Source organism: Aeromonas sp., assembly GCF_050252055.1.
Classification (GTDB): domain Bacteria; phylum Pseudomonadota; class Gammaproteobacteria; order Enterobacterales; family Aeromonadaceae; genus Aeromonas; species Aeromonas caviae.
Map to the genome: position 1 here is coordinate 323,235 of NZ_JBFWLQ010000002.1, position 16,075 is coordinate 339,309.

The 16,075-nt window shown below is 63.4% G+C and carries 17 protein-coding genes and 5 tRNA genes; 6 read left to right on the forward strand and 16 right to left on the reverse strand.

Features of this window, described 5'->3' with window-relative positions; all coding sequences use genetic code 11:
• The first annotated feature begins 125 nt into the window (after positions 1 to 125).
• Positions 126 to 1,121, forward strand: a complete 996-nt coding sequence (locus AB7E19_RS05070) for a lipid A biosynthesis acyltransferase (RefSeq protein WP_029314477.1) — start codon at positions 126 to 128, stop codon at positions 1,119 to 1,121.
• Positions 1,122 to 1,215: 94 nt separating this feature from the next.
• Complete coding sequence (locus AB7E19_RS05075; protein WP_029314478.1) at positions 1,216 to 2,076, forward strand: PA4780 family RIO1-like protein kinase; 861 nt, start codon at positions 1,216 to 1,218, stop codon at positions 2,074 to 2,076.
• A 59-nt stretch (positions 2,077 to 2,135) separates the two neighbouring features.
• On the opposite strand, the gene AB7E19_RS05080 is transcribed toward AB7E19_RS05075, so the two are convergent.
• Complete coding sequence (locus tag AB7E19_RS05080) at positions 2,136 to 3,014, reverse strand: pirin family protein (RefSeq protein WP_322131930.1); 879 nt, start codon at positions 3,012 to 3,014, stop codon at positions 2,136 to 2,138.
• A 241-nt stretch (positions 3,015 to 3,255) separates the two neighbouring features.
• On the opposite strand from AB7E19_RS05080, the gene AB7E19_RS05085 reads away from it, so the two are divergent.
• The gene (locus tag AB7E19_RS05085) at positions 3,256 to 5,658 is read left to right on the forward strand and encodes a DNA polymerase II (protein ID WP_427934702.1); all 2,403 of its coding nucleotides are present in this window, start codon (positions 3,256 to 3,258) and stop codon (positions 5,656 to 5,658) included.
• A 131-nt stretch (positions 5,659 to 5,789) separates the two neighbouring features.
• Here AB7E19_RS05085 and AB7E19_RS05090 read toward each other — a convergent pair.
• The 7 genes from AB7E19_RS05090 to AB7E19_RS05120 all read right to left on the reverse strand — a co-directional run bounded on the left by AB7E19_RS05090 (position 5,790) and on the right by AB7E19_RS05120 (position 8,294).
• A tRNA-Val gene (locus AB7E19_RS05090) sits at positions 5,790 to 5,866 on the reverse strand.
• A gap of 39 nt (positions 5,867 to 5,905) precedes the next feature.
• Positions 5,906 to 5,982 (reverse strand) — tRNA-Val (locus AB7E19_RS05095).
• Positions 5,983 to 6,103: 121 nt separating this feature from the next.
• A tRNA-Val gene (locus AB7E19_RS05100) sits at positions 6,104 to 6,180 on the reverse strand.
• 17 nt (positions 6,181 to 6,197) lie between these two features.
• Positions 6,198 to 6,274 (reverse strand) — tRNA-Val (locus AB7E19_RS05105).
• Between the two features lie 11 nt (positions 6,275 to 6,285).
• Positions 6,286 to 6,362: transfer RNA gene (locus tag AB7E19_RS05110), tRNA-Val, on the reverse strand.
• A gap of 194 nt (positions 6,363 to 6,556) precedes the next feature.
• Positions 6,557 to 7,936, reverse strand: a complete 1,380-nt coding sequence (locus AB7E19_RS05115; RefSeq protein WP_427934703.1) for an MATE family efflux transporter — start codon at positions 7,934 to 7,936, stop codon at positions 6,557 to 6,559.
• Positions 7,937 to 8,087: 151 nt separating this feature from the next.
• Positions 8,088 to 8,294: a YaeP family protein gene (locus AB7E19_RS05120; RefSeq protein WP_010674629.1), complete on the reverse strand. Its 207-nt coding sequence runs from the start codon at positions 8,292 to 8,294 to the stop codon at positions 8,088 to 8,090.
• 133 nt (positions 8,295 to 8,427) lie between these two features.
• Between AB7E19_RS05120 and AB7E19_RS05125 the strand changes: the two genes are divergently transcribed.
• Both AB7E19_RS05125 and AB7E19_RS05130 read left to right on the forward strand, forming a co-directional pair.
• Positions 8,428 to 9,039, forward strand: a complete 612-nt coding sequence (locus AB7E19_RS05125) for a riboflavin synthase (RefSeq protein WP_039039091.1) — start codon at positions 8,428 to 8,430, stop codon at positions 9,037 to 9,039.
• 102 nt (positions 9,040 to 9,141) lie between these two features.
• The gene (locus AB7E19_RS05130) at positions 9,142 to 9,432 is read left to right on the forward strand and encodes a YciI family protein (protein WP_029314482.1); all 291 of its coding nucleotides are present in this window, start codon (positions 9,142 to 9,144) and stop codon (positions 9,430 to 9,432) included.
• A gap of 78 nt (positions 9,433 to 9,510) precedes the next feature.
• Here the strand turns inward: AB7E19_RS05130 and AB7E19_RS05135 are convergent, their stop codons facing one another.
• The 4 genes from AB7E19_RS05135 to AB7E19_RS05150 form a co-directional block, all read right to left on the reverse strand.
• Complete coding sequence (locus AB7E19_RS05135; RefSeq protein ID WP_005336871.1) at positions 9,511 to 9,714, reverse strand: CPXCG motif-containing cysteine-rich protein; 204 nt, start codon at positions 9,712 to 9,714, stop codon at positions 9,511 to 9,513.
• Positions 9,715 to 9,844: 130 nt separating this feature from the next.
• On the reverse strand, positions 9,845 to 10,504 hold the full coding sequence (gene hxpB / locus AB7E19_RS05140; protein ID WP_069785071.1) for a hexitol phosphatase HxpB: 660 nt from the start codon (positions 10,502 to 10,504) through the stop codon (positions 9,845 to 9,847).
• A 128-nt stretch (positions 10,505 to 10,632) separates the two neighbouring features.
• Entirely contained in the window at positions 10,633 to 11,811 is a 1,179-nt protein-coding gene (purT, locus tag AB7E19_RS05145; protein ID WP_322131177.1) for a formate-dependent phosphoribosylglycinamide formyltransferase, read from the reverse strand.
• Positions 11,812 to 11,884: 73 nt separating this feature from the next.
• Positions 11,885 to 12,775 carry a DMT family transporter gene (locus tag AB7E19_RS05150; RefSeq protein ID WP_041211382.1) on the reverse strand — a complete coding sequence of 297 codons (891 nt, stop codon included), beginning with the start codon at positions 12,773 to 12,775 and terminating at the stop codon, positions 11,885 to 11,887.
• Positions 12,776 to 13,001: 226 nt separating this feature from the next.
• On the opposite strand from AB7E19_RS05150, the gene AB7E19_RS05155 reads away from it, so the two are divergent.
• Positions 13,002 to 13,589: an FMN-dependent NADH-azoreductase gene (locus AB7E19_RS05155; RefSeq protein WP_039039094.1), complete on the forward strand. Its 588-nt coding sequence runs from the start codon at positions 13,002 to 13,004 to the stop codon at positions 13,587 to 13,589.
• Positions 13,590 to 13,684: 95 nt separating this feature from the next.
• Here AB7E19_RS05155 and AB7E19_RS05160 read toward each other — a convergent pair whose 3' ends face one another.
• The 4 genes from AB7E19_RS05160 to AB7E19_RS05175 all read right to left on the reverse strand — a co-directional run bounded on the left by AB7E19_RS05160 (position 13,685) and on the right by AB7E19_RS05175 (position 16,064).
• Positions 13,685 to 13,864, reverse strand: coding sequence for a hypothetical protein (locus AB7E19_RS05160; protein WP_041215220.1), 180 nt, complete (start codon positions 13,862 to 13,864; stop codon positions 13,685 to 13,687).
• Between the two features lie 161 nt (positions 13,865 to 14,025).
• A complete protein-coding gene (locus AB7E19_RS05165; RefSeq protein WP_043155974.1) occupies positions 14,026 to 14,214 on the reverse strand; it encodes a DUF4250 domain-containing protein in 189 nt (62 codons plus the stop codon).
• Positions 14,211 to 14,681 (reverse strand): MarR family winged helix-turn-helix transcriptional regulator, encoded by a 471-nt coding sequence (locus tag AB7E19_RS05170; protein ID WP_010674639.1) that lies wholly within the window; start codon positions 14,679 to 14,681, stop codon positions 14,211 to 14,213. The genes AB7E19_RS05165 and AB7E19_RS05170 overlap by 4 nt, the downstream gene beginning before the upstream one ends.
• Before the next feature lie 150 nt (positions 14,682 to 14,831).
• Positions 14,832 to 16,064 carry a UPF0149 family protein gene (locus tag AB7E19_RS05175; RefSeq protein WP_322131178.1) on the reverse strand — a complete coding sequence of 411 codons (1,233 nt, stop codon included), beginning with the start codon at positions 16,062 to 16,064 and terminating at the stop codon, positions 14,832 to 14,834.
• Positions 16,065 to 16,075 lie beyond the last annotated feature (11 nt).

The following is a 16,075-nucleotide window of genomic DNA, read 5'->3' on the forward strand; positions in this document are numbered from 1 at the left end:
GCCCCAAGCGGGCCACTTTTTATTTCTAACTTGTCTGATCAGTGACTTGGCGCGGTGGCGCTGTGCAGGGCAGGGTAGAAAAAGTTGTCAGGATCACTAAAATGACGGTCTGTTTTGATGATTCGATGGCGACCATGTCCGCACAAGATCCGGTGTTTGATACCTCTTTTCATCCGCGCCTGCTGCACCCCCGTCTATGGGGCAGCTGGCTGGCCGTCGCCCTGCTCTCCCTGCTGGCCTGGGTGCCGGCAAGGGCACGGGACAAGCTGGCCGACTACCTGGCCCCCCTGCTGCTGCGCGTCTCCAGGAAGCAGGCCTACATCGCCGACACCAACCTCAAGATCTGCTTCCCCCATCTCGACGAGGCGGGCCGTCAGGCCCTGCTGCTGAAATCCATCCGGGTGGGGCTCAAGACCTTCCTGGGCTTTGGCGAGCTGACCTGGCGCAGCCCCGACTTCCTCAAGGGGCGCGTCAAGGTGAGCGGCTGGGAGCACGTGGAAGCGGAGCGGGCAGCCGGTCGCCCCATGATCTTCGTGGTGCCCCACACCTGGGCGGTGGACATGATTGGCCGCTACTTCCCCCTCCAGGGGATCAAGATGTGCACCATGATGAAAAGCCCCAAGGATGCGGTGTTCGACTGGTACATCAACCGCGAGCGCAGCAAGGGCGGGCGTATCTACGAGCGCAGCGTCGGCATCAAGCCCGCCATCAAGGCCCTGCGCAGCGGCGACAGCTTCTTCTATCTGCCGGATCAGGATCACGGCCGGGAGGCGAGCCTCTTCGTGCCCTTCTTCAACCACCCCAAGGCGACCCTGCCGGCCCTGCCCAAGCTGGTGAAGCTGACCGGTGCCCGCGCCGTGCCCATTCTGGCCTGCTACGACGAGGACGAGGGGTGCTACCGGCTGGAGATCGAGGCGCCGTTCGACCCTTATCCCACCGCGGACCTGGTGGCGGACGTCAACCAGATGAACCGCATGGTGGAGCAGCAGCTTGGCCGCTTCCCCGAGCAGTACATGTGGTTTCTCAAGATCTTCGAAACCCAGGAGCACGATCAGGGCGAGGACGGTCTCTACGAGGCGGGGATCCGCCGCATCCGCCAGGGGCTGCCACCGGAACCTTGATCGACACGGCCCCCTTGCGGGCCGTTTCTGACAGGGGTGGCAGGCCACCAGCAAACAGGTGCAAACAAGGTGCAAATAGGGTAAAAGGGCGGTCATGAAAATTCCAAATCGAATCCAACCTCTGGTTGATGACGGCCTGGTGGACGATGTCATCAGCCGGCTGATGAGCGGCAAAGAGGCCGACGTCTATGTGGTGCGCTGCGGCGACGAGATCCGCTGCGCCAAGGTCTACAAAGAGGCGTCAAAGCGCAGCTTCAAGCAGGCCGTGGTCTATCAGGAAGGGCGGCGGGTGCGCAGCAGCCGCGATGCCCGCGCCATGGAGAAGGGCTCCAAGTACGGTCGCAAGCAGCACGAAGAGGTGTGGCAGAACACCGAGGTGGATGCCCTGTTCAAGCTGGCGGCGGCCGGGGTGCGGGTGCCCAGGCCCTATGTCTGCCTTGATGGCGTGCTGCTGATGGAGCTCATCACCGACGCCGACGGCAACGTCGCTCCCCGTCTCAACGATGTGGCCCTGACCCGTGAGCAGGCTCTGGTGGATCATGGCAAGGTGATCCGCTACGTGGTGCGCATGCTCTGCGCCGGGCTCATTCACGGGGATCTCTCGGAGTTCAATGTGCTGGTGGATGAAGAGGGGCCCGTCATCATCGACCTGCCCCAGGTGGTGGATGCCGCCGCCAACAACCAGGCCAGGGCCATGCTGGAGCGGGATGTCGACAACATGCGCAACTACTACGGCATGTATGCCCCCGAGCTGCTCAAGACCCGGTATGCCCGGGAGATGTGGTCCTTGTTCGAGGATGGCAAGCTGGGCCCCGAGACCGAGCTCACCGGCCTGTTCGAAGAGAGCCGGGAGGCCATCGATCTGGATGGCGTGCTGCACGAGATAGAGAGTGCCCAGGAGGAGGCCATGGCCCGCCGGGCCAGGTTGCAGGCGGAGCAGGAAGAGGAGTCCTGACGGGCCTTCATTCCAATCAAAAAGAGCGCCATGGGCGCTCTTTTGTTTTGGACCCTGGCTCAGAGCCCGGTCAGGGGTGGCGCCTTGAGACGGGGCCCCTGGTAACCCGTCACCTCGCCAAAGCGCGGATGACCGCTCTCCCAGTCGGCGGCGGCGGTGCGAATGGCCTCCTTGTCGACGCTCACGAAGTTCCACCAGATCTGCAGCGGTCTGGGCAGGGGTTCGCCGCCAATGAGCAGCAGCCGGGCACCCGGGCGCAGGGTCAGCATTACCTCCCGGTTGCCGGGGGGCAGGTAGAGCAGCTGCTCCGGGGCCAGGGCCTCCCCTGCGACGATGGTCTCCCCCGCGAGGGGAAAGAGGCCGTGCTCGAAGGCGGGATCCAGGGGGAGGGTGATCTCGCCTCCCTCGGGGGCGTGCAGATCCAGCCCCAGAATGGGGGAGAAGTGCAGGGTGGGGGCGCGCTGGCTGCCGTGCTCGCCGATGAGCAGGGTGAGGGTGATCTCCCCTTGCTGCCAGCAGGGAAGAGTCGGGTAGTGATCGAAGCGGGGCGGGGTATGCTGATCCGCCTCGGGCAGGGCTATCCAGAGCTGGGCGGCGTGCAGATCGGGCTGGTTCGGGACCGACTCCTCGGTGTGGGCGATGCCCCGTCCTGCGGTCATCAGGTTCACCTGGCCCGGACGGATCACCTGCTTGCTGCCCAGGCTGTCCCGGTGGAGGATCTCCCCCTCCAGCATCCAGGTGAAGGTCTGCAGGGCGATGTGGGGGTGGGGCCCCACATCCATGCCGGGGGCGCCGGGGGCAAAGCGGGTCGGGCCGATATGATCGAGAAAACACCAGGGCCCGATGGTGCGCCGCTCCTTGACCGGGATGGCGCGAGCCACCGGGATGCCGCCCACATCGGTGAGGCGGGAGGCAATGCGTTGCCACTGTTGTGTCATGGGGTGCTCCTTGTCGAGGAAAAGGTTGGCGCACGCGCGCAGGTGGCTGCGTCTGCCGGGAGTTGGACATGCCGTCTCGCCCGGTGCCGGTGAGTGATGCCGAGGTTACTATGCCCCAATCCGGCGCCGGATGGCAAAGACGGGGCACAGCGCCTGCCCTGAGGGCCTAGCCCGGCAATTGCAGCCGGGTACTGTATGAACGTACAATAGTCCCATCCCACTCTTGAGCCCGACCACCTGCATGACCGACATCCAGCCCCTCCCTCCCGTGACCCCGCCGCTCGACGGCTTCATCCTGACCCGCCATGGTCGGGATGTGCAGGGGCGTACCGAGATCGTGATGTGGCTCTGGAGCGCACAGGGACCGGTACGGGTTGTGGTGCCGGGGCAGGAGCCGGTCTTCTTCCTGCCGGAACGCCACCTGGAGGAGGCGGCAGAGCTCTTCAAGGGGGCCGGGGTGAGGGGGCGTTTTCGCCGCCTCCCCATGCACACCTTCGAGGGGAGTCGGGTGGTGGGCTGCTACTTTGCCACCCTGAGCGCCTTTCACCGCGCCATCGAGCTGCTGCTCATCCGCGGATTGGAGCACTTCGAGGCGGATATCCGCCTGCCCGAGCGCTTTCTCATGGAGCGCTTCATCACCGCCGGGATGCGCTTTGACGGCAAGGCGAGGCGCAAGGGGGGCAGGCAGGGTTACTGGGAGGTAAACGAGGCGCGCTGTGCGCCGCAGGCGGTGACGCCGGCCCTCTCCTGGGTCTCCCTGGACGTGGAGTGCGCCATGGACGGGGCCCTCTTTTCGGTGGGGCTTCATAGCGAAGAGGACGCGCGGGTCATCATGATTGGTGCCCCGGAGCCGGACTCGCAGGACTGGGAGACCCCCGTCGAGTGGGTGGCGGACGAGCCAGCCCTGCTCGCTGCCCTGGAGGGCTGGTTCAGCCTGCACGATCCCGATCTCGTCATCGGCTGGAACGTGGTGAATTTCGACTTTCGCCTGCTGCTGCGCCGCGCCGAACTCCACAAGCGGCGGCTGCGGCTCGGGCGCGGGCGGGAGCTCTGCTTCTGGCGCTCGTCCCGAAACGACCCCCAGAGCGGCAACGTCATCATCCCGGGGCGCATGGTGCTGGACGGCATCGATACCCTCAAGAGCGCCACCTGGCAGTTCCCGAGCTACAGCCTGGATGCGGTGGCGAGCGAGCTGCTCGGGCGGGGCAAGGACATCGAGGACGTGGCCAACCGGGGGGAGAAGATCACCGAGCTGTTCCACTCCGACAAGGAGGCGCTGGCCCGCTACAACCTGGAAGATTGCAGGCTGGTGTGGGAGATCTTCGATTTCTGCCACCTCATCCCCTTCGCCATCGAGCGCGCCTCCCTCACCGGTCTTGAGCTCGACCGGGTGGGCGGGTCGGTGGCGGCGTTCACCAACCTCTATCTGCCACGGCTGCACCGCGGTGGCTATGTGGCGCCCAACCTGCCGGCAGACGGCGGGCTCGCAAGCCCCGGCGGCTATGTGATGGACTCCAAGCCGGGGCTCTATCGCCACGTGCTGGTGCTCGATTTCAAGAGCCTCTATCCCAGCATCATCCGCACCTTCTGCATCGACCCCATGGGGCTGGTGGAGGGGCTCAAACACCCGGATAACGCCATTCCAGGCTTTCGCGGCGCCCTGTTCTCCCGAACCCGCCACTTCCTGCCGGATCTCATCGCCACCCTGTGGGCGGCGCGGGATCGGGCCAAGGCCGCCAGTAACAAGGCCCTCTCCCAGGCCATCAAGATCATCATGAACTCCTTCTACGGGGTGCTGGGGTCGGGGGGTTGCCGCTTCTACGACCCGAGGCTCGCCTCCTCCATCACCTTGCGGGGCCACGGCATCATGCAGCAGACCCGGGAGTGGATAGAGGCAGAAGGGTTCGAGGTGATCTATGGGGATACCGACTCCACCTTCGTGCACCTGGGGAGCGATATCCGTCTCGAACAGGCGGACGAGATTGGCCAGCGGCTGGCGAAGATGATCAACGACAACTGGGCCGCGCTGATCAGGCGGGAGTTCGACCTGCCGAGCCATCTGGAGATCCAGTACGAGACGCACTACCGCCGTTTCCTGATGCCCACCATTCGCGGGCTGGAGAAGGGGAGCAAGAAACGCTATGCGGGACTGGTGGGCGAAGGGGAAGGGGAGCGCCTGGTGTTCAAGGGGCTGGAGACGGTGCGCACCGACTGGACACCCCTTGCCAAGGCATTCCAGACCCGGCTCTACGAAATGGTGTTCCACGACCAGGATCCCAGCAGCTATGTGCGCACCATGGTGGACGAGACCCGGGCGGGCCGTCACGACGATCTGCTCATCTACCGCAAGCGGCTGCGCCAGAAACTCGAGGAGTATCAGAAGAACGTGCCGCCCCATGTGCGGGCCGCGCGCCTGGCGGATGAGGAGAATCTGCGCCGCGGCCTGCCCCAGCGCTATCAGCACAGGGGCACCATCGCCTACCTGATGACCCTGAACGGCCCCGAGCCTTTGGAGTACCGGCGCAGCGCCGTCGACTACGAGCACTACATCGACAAGCAGCTCAGGCCCATCGCCGACGCCATCCTTCCCTTTGTGGGGGAGTCGTTCGAGCGGATCTGCGGCCAGCAGCTCGATCTCTTCTGACAACGCGAGGTAAACGCGGCGGCCATGGCACGACAATGGCGGCCCGCAGGCCAGGAGGCAGATGACGGGGGAGAGCGGGGGTCTGAGCCGACCAATGCAAAAAGCCCGCTATCAAGCGGGCTTTTCAAATCTGGTGCGTCCTAGTGGATTCGAACCACCGACCCCCACCATGTCAAGGTGATGCTCTAACCAGCTGAGCTAAGGACGCAGGGTGCGCAAGGCGACTTTGTGTGTCATTGCAGGGGAGTGGTGGGTTTAATTGGATTCGAACCAACGACCCCTACCATGTCAAGGTAGTGCTCTAACCAACTGAGCTATAAACCCACATCTGTGTTCAACCGGATTCGAACCAACGACATTGCCTACGCCATGTCAAAGTACTGTTCTAACCAACTGAGCTATAAACCCACATCAAATTCATATCTGCAATTTATTCAAACTGTTATGGTGCGTCCTAGTGGATTCGAACCACCGACCCCCACCATGTCAAGGTGATGCTCTAACCAGCTGAGCTAAGGACGCATAACAGGGTTTCGTGATGGTGCGTCCTAGTGGATTCGAACCACCGACCCCCACCATGTCAAGGTGGTGCTCTAACCAGCTGAGCTAAGGACGCATCACGAAAAGTGGTGGGTTTAATTGGATTCGAACCAACGACCCCTACCATGTCAAGGTAGTGCTCTAACCAACTGAGCTATAAACCCACTTCATAAACCGGGTTGAAAACCCGTTTTATCCCGCCAGCACTGCTGGCGTGGTCGGCATACTACCCATGGCCCCCAAGGCTGTCAACAAGGGACATGCACAAAGGAGACTGTTTGCCCAGTTCTTGTGCAGCCTGTTGATTTTACAGGCGAGCCGCCCCAAAAGTGCGGCTCCCCGTGCCCCTGGCCGCGCCCTATTGCGCCCGGGAGAGGGCGGTGCAGGCCGCGGGGCTGGCGAAGCGGCCGTAGATGACGCGCAGCCGCGCGCCCAGCATCAGGGCGGCGGAGGTGAGACCGACGATGAAGCCTATCCAGAAGCCCTGCGGGCCCATGCGCGGTACCACCCAGTCGGTCAGCCCCAGGATCATGCCGGTGGGCAGACCCAGCCCCCAATAGGCGACGATGGTGACGTAGAAGATGGCCTGGGTGTCCTTGTAACCGCGCAGGGCCGCCGCAGCTACCACTTGCACCGAGTCGGAGATCTGGTAGATCGCGGCGAAGAAGAGCAGGGTGGCGGCGAGGCCGATCACCTGCAGGTCGTCGGTGTAGATCCCCGCGATGGGGTCGCGCAGCAGCACGGTGAGGGCGGCGGTCGCGGCGGCGACTCCCATGCCCAGCATCAGGCCGGTGCGGGCGGCGACCCTGGCCTGATCCGGTTGACCTTCCCCTATGTTGTGACCGACCCGGATGGTCACACCGACACCGATGGACAGGGGCAGCATGAAGACCAGGCTGGAGAAGTTGAGCGCAATCTGGTGACTCGCCACCGTCTCCGCGCCGAAGGGGGCCAGCATCAGGGCCACCACGGTAAACAGGGTCACCTCGCAGAAGATGGCCATGGCGATGGGAAACCCCAGGCGAAACAGGCGCCAGATCCGGCTGCCGTTGGGGCGTGCCAGCTGGGCGAACAGGTTGATGCGCTTGAAGTGGGCAGAACACTTAACATAGACGATCATCGCCAGCAGCATGGCCCAGAGCACGATGGCAGTGGCCACGCCGCAGCCGACGCCGCCGAGTTTCGGCATGCCAAAGTGGCCGTGAATGAAGATGTAGTTGGCGGGGATGTTGACCGCGAGCCCCACGAAACCGATCACCATGGTCGGCATGGTGTGGGAGAGCCCCTCACTGAAGTTGCGCAGCACCTGGAACATCACGAAGGCGGGCAGCCCCCACACGATGGCGTGCAGGTAGCCGGCAGTCTTGGCCGCCATGACGGGATCCACATCCATGAACTGCAGTGCCAGGGGGCTGAAGTAGAGTGCCACCATGGCGATGGGCGTGACGATGAGGGCGAGCCAGAAGCCCTGGTGCACGGCGGGGCGCACCTCATCCTGCTTGCGGGCGCCGTTGAGCTGGGAAACGATGGGGGTGAGGGCCATGATGATGCCCTGCACCAGCAAGATGATCGGCAACCAGAAGCTGGACGCCACCGACACGGCGGCCAGATCCACGGCGCTCACCTGTCCCGCCATCACGGTATCGACGAAGTTCATGGCGATCTGGGCCACCTGGGCGACCAGAATGGGGCTGGCTAGACGAACGAGCTGCTTCGCCTCGGACCAATAACGTTGCACTGACACCTCCGAGTGGATCAGATAAAAGAGAAAGAGCGGGCAAGAGAGATGGGCTTTTGCCTCCTCGTCCTGAGGAGACAAAATGCGGGGGTGTCATTCTAGCCTGAAAAACCGCCAACGGGGAAGGTCGGCGGCAGATTTGTAGCCGGGATCAGGCGTCTTCGTGATCGCTGATCAGCAGATTGGCCGCGGCATAGGCCGCCTGCTCGCGCAGATCCGCCGGTACCCGCTCGTCGGAGGCCACGGCGTTGAGCGCCCGTATGCTGGCGGCAATGGCCTGGGGCACATAACCCTGCTCACCGGAGCCAATCTGGTTGTAGGCGATGCGAATGGCTTCACAGCATTGATATACCTGCATTTTTGTTTCCTCGTTCAGTCTGGATTGATTGGGGTCACTATAGCGATCGCGCTTCTCCTTGTCAGCCGGCACCCTTGTCTTGCAAGGTGGCCGGGGGTAACCTGCCGACAATTTTCACAGCCTGGAGAGACTCATGTTCACCGGCATCGTACAAGGGACCGCCGAACTGGTGGCCATCGATTCACTGCCCAATTTTCGCACCCACGTGATCCGCATGCCGAGCCCGGCCTGGGGCGAGGGGCTGGCCCTGGGGGCCTCGGTGGCCCACAACGGCTGCTGCCTGACCGTCACCCGGGTGGAGGGGGATCTGGTCAGCTTCGATCTGATGCAGGAGACTCTGCGCCTCACCAACCTTGGGCAACTGGTGGTGGGTGACAAGGTCAACGTGGAGCGGGCCGCCCGCTTTGGGGACGAGATTGGCGGCCATGCCATGTCCGGCCACATCATGGGGACGGCCGAGGTGACCTCGGTCATCGACACCCCCAACAACCGCCAGGTGTGGTATCGCCTCGATCCTGCGCTGATGAAGTACGTGCTGACCAAGGGCTACATCGGCATCGACGGCATCAGCCTCACCGTGGGCGAGGTGCGCGCCAGCGAGTTCTGCGTCAACCTGATCCCCGAGACCCTGGCCCGCACCAATCTGGGCTGGGTCAAGGCCGGCTGGCGGACCAACATCGAGATTGACCCCCAGACCCAGGCCATCGTCGACACGGTGGAGCGGGTGCTGGCGGCGCGCCAGTAACCACCTGAGCGCTGCCCCCAGGGTTTGAAGAGGAGGGCGGCATCCCGGGAAAGGCGCCCTCTTGTGGAAGAGGCGCCGCCCCAGAGCCTTGGAGACTTCTCTATGTTTGTCGTGACATTGACTTATGTGAAACCGCTGGCGGAGATCGATGCCCTGATCCCGGCCCACATTGCGTGGCTGGAGCGGCAGTATGCCGCAGGCCATTTTCTGGCGTCCGGGCGTCGGGTACCCCGAGTCGGGGGCGTCATACTGGCGCAGGGAGTGAGCCGAGACGCCCTGGAGGCGATGCTGGCAGAGGATCCCTTCAAGCAGGCAGAGGCGGCCGATTATCAGGTGGTGGAGTTTGTTCCGACCATGACGTCGGCGAAGGCGGCGTGCTTGAGGGAGGCGTGATCCAGCCTGACGATGGCACCAGAACAAACGGGACCCACAGGGTCCCGTTTGTTTTTATCTGTGTCTGGACAGGGGAATTCAGAACAGCTGCTCGTCGTCGGCATCCACGAAGAGTTGCAGGCAGTCGCGGGCTTCATCCCGGTGCAGCCGCAGGTGGATGGGGTTGCAGCAGGCCATGCAATCTTCGTAGAACTCCTGATCCCCCTGGCTGGCATCCAGCTCGACCCGGGTGTGGTGGCCACAGTGGGGGCAGACGATACGCTTGCTGGTGTATTCGATCATGGTGACCTCCTCGGGCCCGTGGGCCGTCTCTGTGCTCCTGCTGATTCTAGTCGCCACAAGGCGGCGCAACCGCGAGCAAGCGCACGTTTATGAGCGGGCTCAAGGGAGGCAGGAGGTCAGTCCGTGTTGCCTACTTGACCCAGTCGGCCAGCATCTCTGCGTTCAGCTCGGCAAGAGAGCGCAGCTCGTGGTTGGCGATGGCCAGACGGGGATCGCCGACCAGCGCCGGGTCCGGCACGATCAGCGCCGTCATGGAGGCTGCCTTGGCCGCCAGCAGGCCGGTGAAGCTGTCCTCGATGGCGAGACAGTGCACAGGCTCGACGCCGAGCTTCTCGGCGGCGTGGATATAGACATCCGGGTGGGGTTTGCCAAAGCGCTCCACCTCGGCGGAGTGGACCGCCATGAAACGGTCCTGGATGCCGAGTTTGCCGAGCACCGCCTCGACCATGGCAAACGGGGAGGAGGTGGCGAGCCCGATCTTGAGCCCTTGGGCCTCGATGAGGTCGAGCGCTTCCAGCACCCCGGCCTTGGGCTGCCCCTCTTGCAGGATGAGCGCGATCACCTGATCCAGGATGCGCTGTACTACCTCTTCCTGGCTGGGGCTGCTCCAGGGGCGGATCCGGTACCAGTGGGCCACCAGCTGATCGATGCGCACCCCTATGGTGGAGTTGCAGTCCTCCTCGGTGTGGAAGTGGCCCAGTTCGGCGAAGACGGCCATCTGTGCCCGTTGCCAGAAGGGTTCCGAGTCGATCAGAACACCATCCATATCGAAGATCACGGCAGTTAACATCTTGTACTCCTGACATAGGTGAAGGGGGGATTATAAGCCTGGTGCTTCAATGGGAAAGGGGCAGTCACCTGCCCCTTGCGCCGGATCACGCAGATAAACGTTTGTTTTTGCGTGGTAAAGCGGATTGCCTAGAACAGTACTTCTACCCGGGCTGCCACCGTCTTGGCCTGCTCCACGGCTTCCTGGCAATCCTGCCCACGGGCGAGCGCCACCCCGAGGCGACGACGACCGGCGATCTCCGGCTTGCCAAAGAGACGCAACTGGGCACCGGGCACCAGGGCCAGTGCCTCGCCAATCCCCTGATAGCGGATATCCTGGCTGTGGCCTTCCCGCAGCACCACGGCAGAGGCGCTCGGACCGTACTGGGTGATGGTGCCGACGGGCAGCCCCAGGATGGCGCGCACGTGCAGGGCGAACTCGGAGAGATCCTGGGAGATCAGGGTCACCATGCCGGTGTCGTGGGGGCGGGGGGAGACTTCGCTGAACCACACCTCGTCACCCCTGATGAAGAGCTCGACCCCGAACAGACCGTAGCCGCCAAGGGCTTCGACCACCTTGGCCGCCACCTCCTTGGAGCGGGCCAGGGCCAGCTCGCTCATGGCCTGGGGCTGCCAGGATTCGCGGTAGTCGCCATCCTCCTGACGATGGCCGATAGGCTCGCAGAAGTGGATGCCATCGACCGCGCGCACCGTGAGCAGGGTGATCTCGTACTCGAAAGGAACGAAGCCTTCGACAATCACCTTGCCACGACCGGCACGGCCCCCCTCCTGGGCATAGGTCCAGCTTTCATCCAGCCTGGCGAGATCGCGCAGCAGGCTCTGCCCCTTGCCGGAGGAGCTCATCACCGGTTTGACCACGCAGGGGAGGCCGATGGCCTCGACGGCGGCCACAAACTCCTCCTTGCTCTGGGCAAAGCGGTAGGCAGAGGTGGGCAGCCCCAGGGTTTCGGCGGCGAGGCGACGGATCCCCTCCCGGTTCATGGTGAGCTGGGTGGCGCGGGCATTGGGCACCACCTTGACCCCTTCCTGCTCGAGGGCGGCCAGGGTGTCGGTGGCGATGGCTTCAATCTCGGGGATGATGAGGTCGGGCTTGACCTCGGCCACCAGGGCGCGCAGGGCGGCGCCATCCAGCATGTCCAGCACGCGGGCCTGGTGGGACACCTGCATGGCGGGGGCGTTGGCATAGCGGTCGGCGGCGATCACCTCGATACCGAGCCGCTGCAGCTCGATGGCGACCTCCTTGCCGAGTTCGCCTGATCCCAGCAGCAGGGCGCGGGTCGCAGTGGGGCGGGTGGCGGTTCCAAACATCTGATCTCTCCTGAGGTCGGTGGTCAGCAGGGCTGATCCGGGTGAGCAAAAAAAGAGGTACGCATGGCGTACCTCAGGAAGTGGGTGGGTGGGCGCGCTGCTCCAGATGGGTGAGCAGGGTGATGGCGCCGATGATGATGGCCGCCCCCAGCCACAAGCGACCGGGGGGCGCCCAGCCAAATACCAGCCAGCCGGCCAGCACGTTCATGGGCAGCTTGGCAAAATCGAAAGGTTGCACGAAGGAGGCCTCCGCCACGCTGTAGGCGCGGGCGATGGACATCTGGGCCAGTGCCGACAGTACGCCAGAGGCGGCCACCAGCAGCCACTGGGTTTCGCTCGGCCACTGCCATTCAGGGATCGCCAGCATGGCGTTGAACGGGGTGCTGAAGACGAGCAGGTAGACGACGATGGTGTGGGACGACTCGCTGGCTGCCTGATAGCGCACCAGCAAGGAGTAGCCTGCCCAGAAGAGGGCGGCCGCCACCGGCAGCAGGGAGGCCAGGGTGAAGTCGTCGGTCCAGGGTGCCAGGATCAGCATGGCGCCCACAAATCCCGCCAGGGTCGCGAGAATGCGGGCCCGGCTCACTTGCTCTTTGAGAAAGAGGGCTGATCCCAGGGTGGCAAACAGGGGGGAGGTCATCAAGAGCGCGATCCCCTGCCAGATGGGGACGGGGACCGCCAGGGCCCAGAGCCAGAACTGGATGCCGGTCACCGCAAGGGCGACCCGCAGCAGGTGCAGGCGCAGCTGGTTCGTCATCAGGGACTGGCGCAGACCGTGGCGCACCAGCCAGGGCAGCAGGCAGACCAGGGCTATCAGATATTGGTGAAAGGCGACCTGGGTCGAGGGAAGGCCGAGCGTGAAGCTGACATACTGGCTCAGGCTGTTGACGGCGGCGAAGCAGAGGCCTGCCACCATCATCCAGACGGCGCCGGCAAAGGGGGAGTGCCTGCGGGAGGAGGTCATGAGATCCGGATCACGTACAAAAAGTGCGGCGGATCATAACGGCAATCGTTTGTCATGCCAAGGGTGTGGAGTTTGATGAGCCCCTCTCTGCCGAGGAAATGCACAGGCATCAAATTTTTTGAATGACTTGAGCATCTATTTTCGCTATCAGGCTTTAATGCCAGTCTTTATAGTGACCTCCATCGACAGCCTGGCTGTTCAATTGACAATCAAATGGAGTTTCACCATGGCCAATATCCTCGTTCTGAAGTCCAGCATCCTGGGCCAGTATTCCCAATCCAACGCCCTGATCGACGGCTACCTGGCCGAGCGCCAGGGTGACACCATCCAGGTACGCGATCTGGCGACCCTGAACCTGCCGGTGCTGGACGGCGAGCTGGCCATGGGCCTGCGTGGTGGCGAGAACCTGAACGAGCGTCAGCAAGCGGTGCTGGCCCAGTCCGACGAGCTGGTCGCCGAGCTCAAGGCGAGCGATCTGGTGATCATCGCGGCCCCCATGTACAACTTCAACATCCCGACCCAGCTGAAGAACTGGATCGATCTGGTGGCCCGTGCCGGCGTGACCTTCCGTTACACCGAGACCGGTCCGGTCGGCCTGGTGGAGAACACCCGCGCCCTGGTGGTCAGCCCCCGTGGCGGCATGCACGTGGGCAATGCCACCGACCTGGTGACCCCCTACATGCGTACCGTGCTGGGCTTCATCGGCATCAACGAAGTGGACTTCATCTATGCCGAAGGCATGGGCATGGGGCCGGAGGCGCAAGCCAAGGGGATCGAGCAGGCCAAGGAGCAGCTGGAAACCCTGGCTTACTGATGCGACTCGGGGCCTTGGCCCCCAGTATCCTGAAACAACAACGCAGCCCTCGGGCTGCGTTGTTGTTTTTGGGCAGGCATCACGCTCTGGCGTCGTTATTCGCGCAGGAAGTGGCGGCAGCCGCTGCCGACCATCAGAAAGACCGCCACCAGGGAGGCCAGCAGCAGGGTGGTGAGCCACTGCTCGGCGCTGCTGGGGACCTGGGGGAGGAAGAGGCTGATCACCAGCAATGTGCAGAGGGTGATCAGGCTGGTTGGTCGAATGAGGCGCATCATGGGTCATCCTTGGCTGCGGGTGGTGAACAAGAGGCTAACCGCGGTCTGTGACAACAAGATGTATCCATACCTCTTGCGAACATCAACGGACCGGGTAGCCACCACCTTAGCAGCTTTTGCCGACGGAGCCAGCGGCATGGGTCGGGTTGTGATCCGGATCCCTATCTGAACTGCTTCTGATCTTCCTGATAGTGGAAATCGCCGCTGGCCAGCCTGGCGACCAGGGCCTCCTTGTCGAGATCCTGCGCCCGGCAAAGATCATCGAGATCCTCGTAGTGATCACGCAGCTGCATGTTGACCAGGCTCAGCAGCATGTTGACATCCATGGTGGCAAAGTTGTTCAGCTTCATGAGGGTTGCTCGTTGTCCAGCAGGTGAAGTTGTTCGATGGCATCGCTGACGCTCTGCAGGTGCAGGCGAATGCTCTGACGCGCCTCGGCCGGCAGATAGTCGGTGAGGGTGTGCTGCCAGCTTCCCGCCTCCGTCTTGAGCTGCTGGAACAGGGTGAGCCCCGCCGGGGTGAAGGAGACCAGGCTGATGCGCTTGTCCTGCACGCTGTTCTCGGTGAACAGGATGCCTTTCTCCACCAGACGATGGATCTCGCGGGAGATCCGTACCTTGTCCATGCCGCTCGCCTCCACCAGTTCCTTCTGGCTGATGGGGTAGTGGGGGCCGAGCACCATCATCAGGCGCCACTGGGGCACGGTGAGTTGGTACCGCTGCTGATAAAACTGTTCAAAGGTATCGCGCACCATCTCAGCGGCGTGAACCAGCTGATAAGGAGGGTAGTGCGCGAGCAGCTCAATGATCTTCGACATATGACATCCTGCTGTGGCGGCTGCATCGGGTGCAGTTTCTCTTGATACTTTGGCCTTGATGATACGTAACACAGGGGCATTTGTCTGACCAGTCACCAGAAAAATGTGCGTTTGCGCACGTGTTCTGTCATCGAATCGGCAATTGGGGTCTCAACTGGCCTGCTTGCCCGCACTCTTTCGCAGCCATATCAAGGCGTTGTGGGTCAGCCAGGCCTCGCGACTCTGCAAGGCGTAGAGCGCCGCCTCGTCACGGCTGCCTCCCTGCCAGCGGCGAGGCTCCTGCTTGGGCAAGCGGCGCTGGCCCAGCAAAGTGGCGGGCACATGGGGATTGACCCCCATTGCCGCCGCCAGATGAGGGCGCGCCGCCGCTTCCCCTTCGCAGACAAAGCTCATCAAGGCCTTGTTGTAGAGCAGCCAGCAGGAGGCTTCATCAAAGCGCACCAGCAGTTGTTGCAGGGCATCCCATTCCCCTTGCCAGGCATAGAGGGTGGAGAGGGGGTGGCGGCAAGCGGGCTCGTCGGCTCGACAGAGGGCGAGCAGGGCCAGGTACTCATCCCGTGCCTGCCCAAGCTGCCCAAGTCGCAGCAGGCAATCGGCTCGACCGGCCCTGGCCGCGATCAGAGGGCGTGCCTCGGGGACCTGCCAGCCATGGCCCGCGTGGGCTTGCCAGAATGCCTCATCGAACAGGAGGTTGGCATCGGCAATGATGCGCTCGAACCAGCCAAGGCGAGCGAGGGGATCGCGGCTCTCTGCCGCCAGCTCGAACCACTGCTGCCACTGGCGAGTCTGCTCGTTGTCCAGGGACGGGCTCTCTTCAGGCTCGGCCTCGTAGTGATCCTGGCCGAGCAGGAGGTTGAGGGCCGTCTTCATCTGCTGGCGTTGACGCTTGCAAAAATCGAGGAAGGGGAGCTCGCTGGCCGCAGCCTGGTGCAGCATCATGGCCATGGGCTTGTCGCGAAACAGGCAGAGCTCGGCCACCAGGCTGAAGCGATGGCGGGTCGCCGGATCGTTCAGGTCGGTCGGCGCCGGCCAGCAGGCTACCCCCTGACTGAAGCCATAGCTCCATTGGCCCAGAGGATGGCGCTTGTCAAACACCTGCTCCGGGTTGTCGGTAGAGAGGCGACACTGGCTCGGCAGGGCTAGCTGCGCGTCGTCGGCCTGGGCTTCCAGCTCGGCGATCAGGTGATGCAGCGCCTCGGCACTCTTCTCGTCCAGCGCCGTATCATGAGGCAGCAGGCCGGCCAGCGGATCTTGCCAGTCGGGGGCTACGGGCCCCGTCAGACGGGCGCACAGGAAGCCGTGCAGGGCGGGGTAACTCATCTCCTGCTGGCTGTGGGTCTGGATCCATTGATTGAGATGACGGGTACGAGTGGCTGGGTTCATCGACGCTTCCT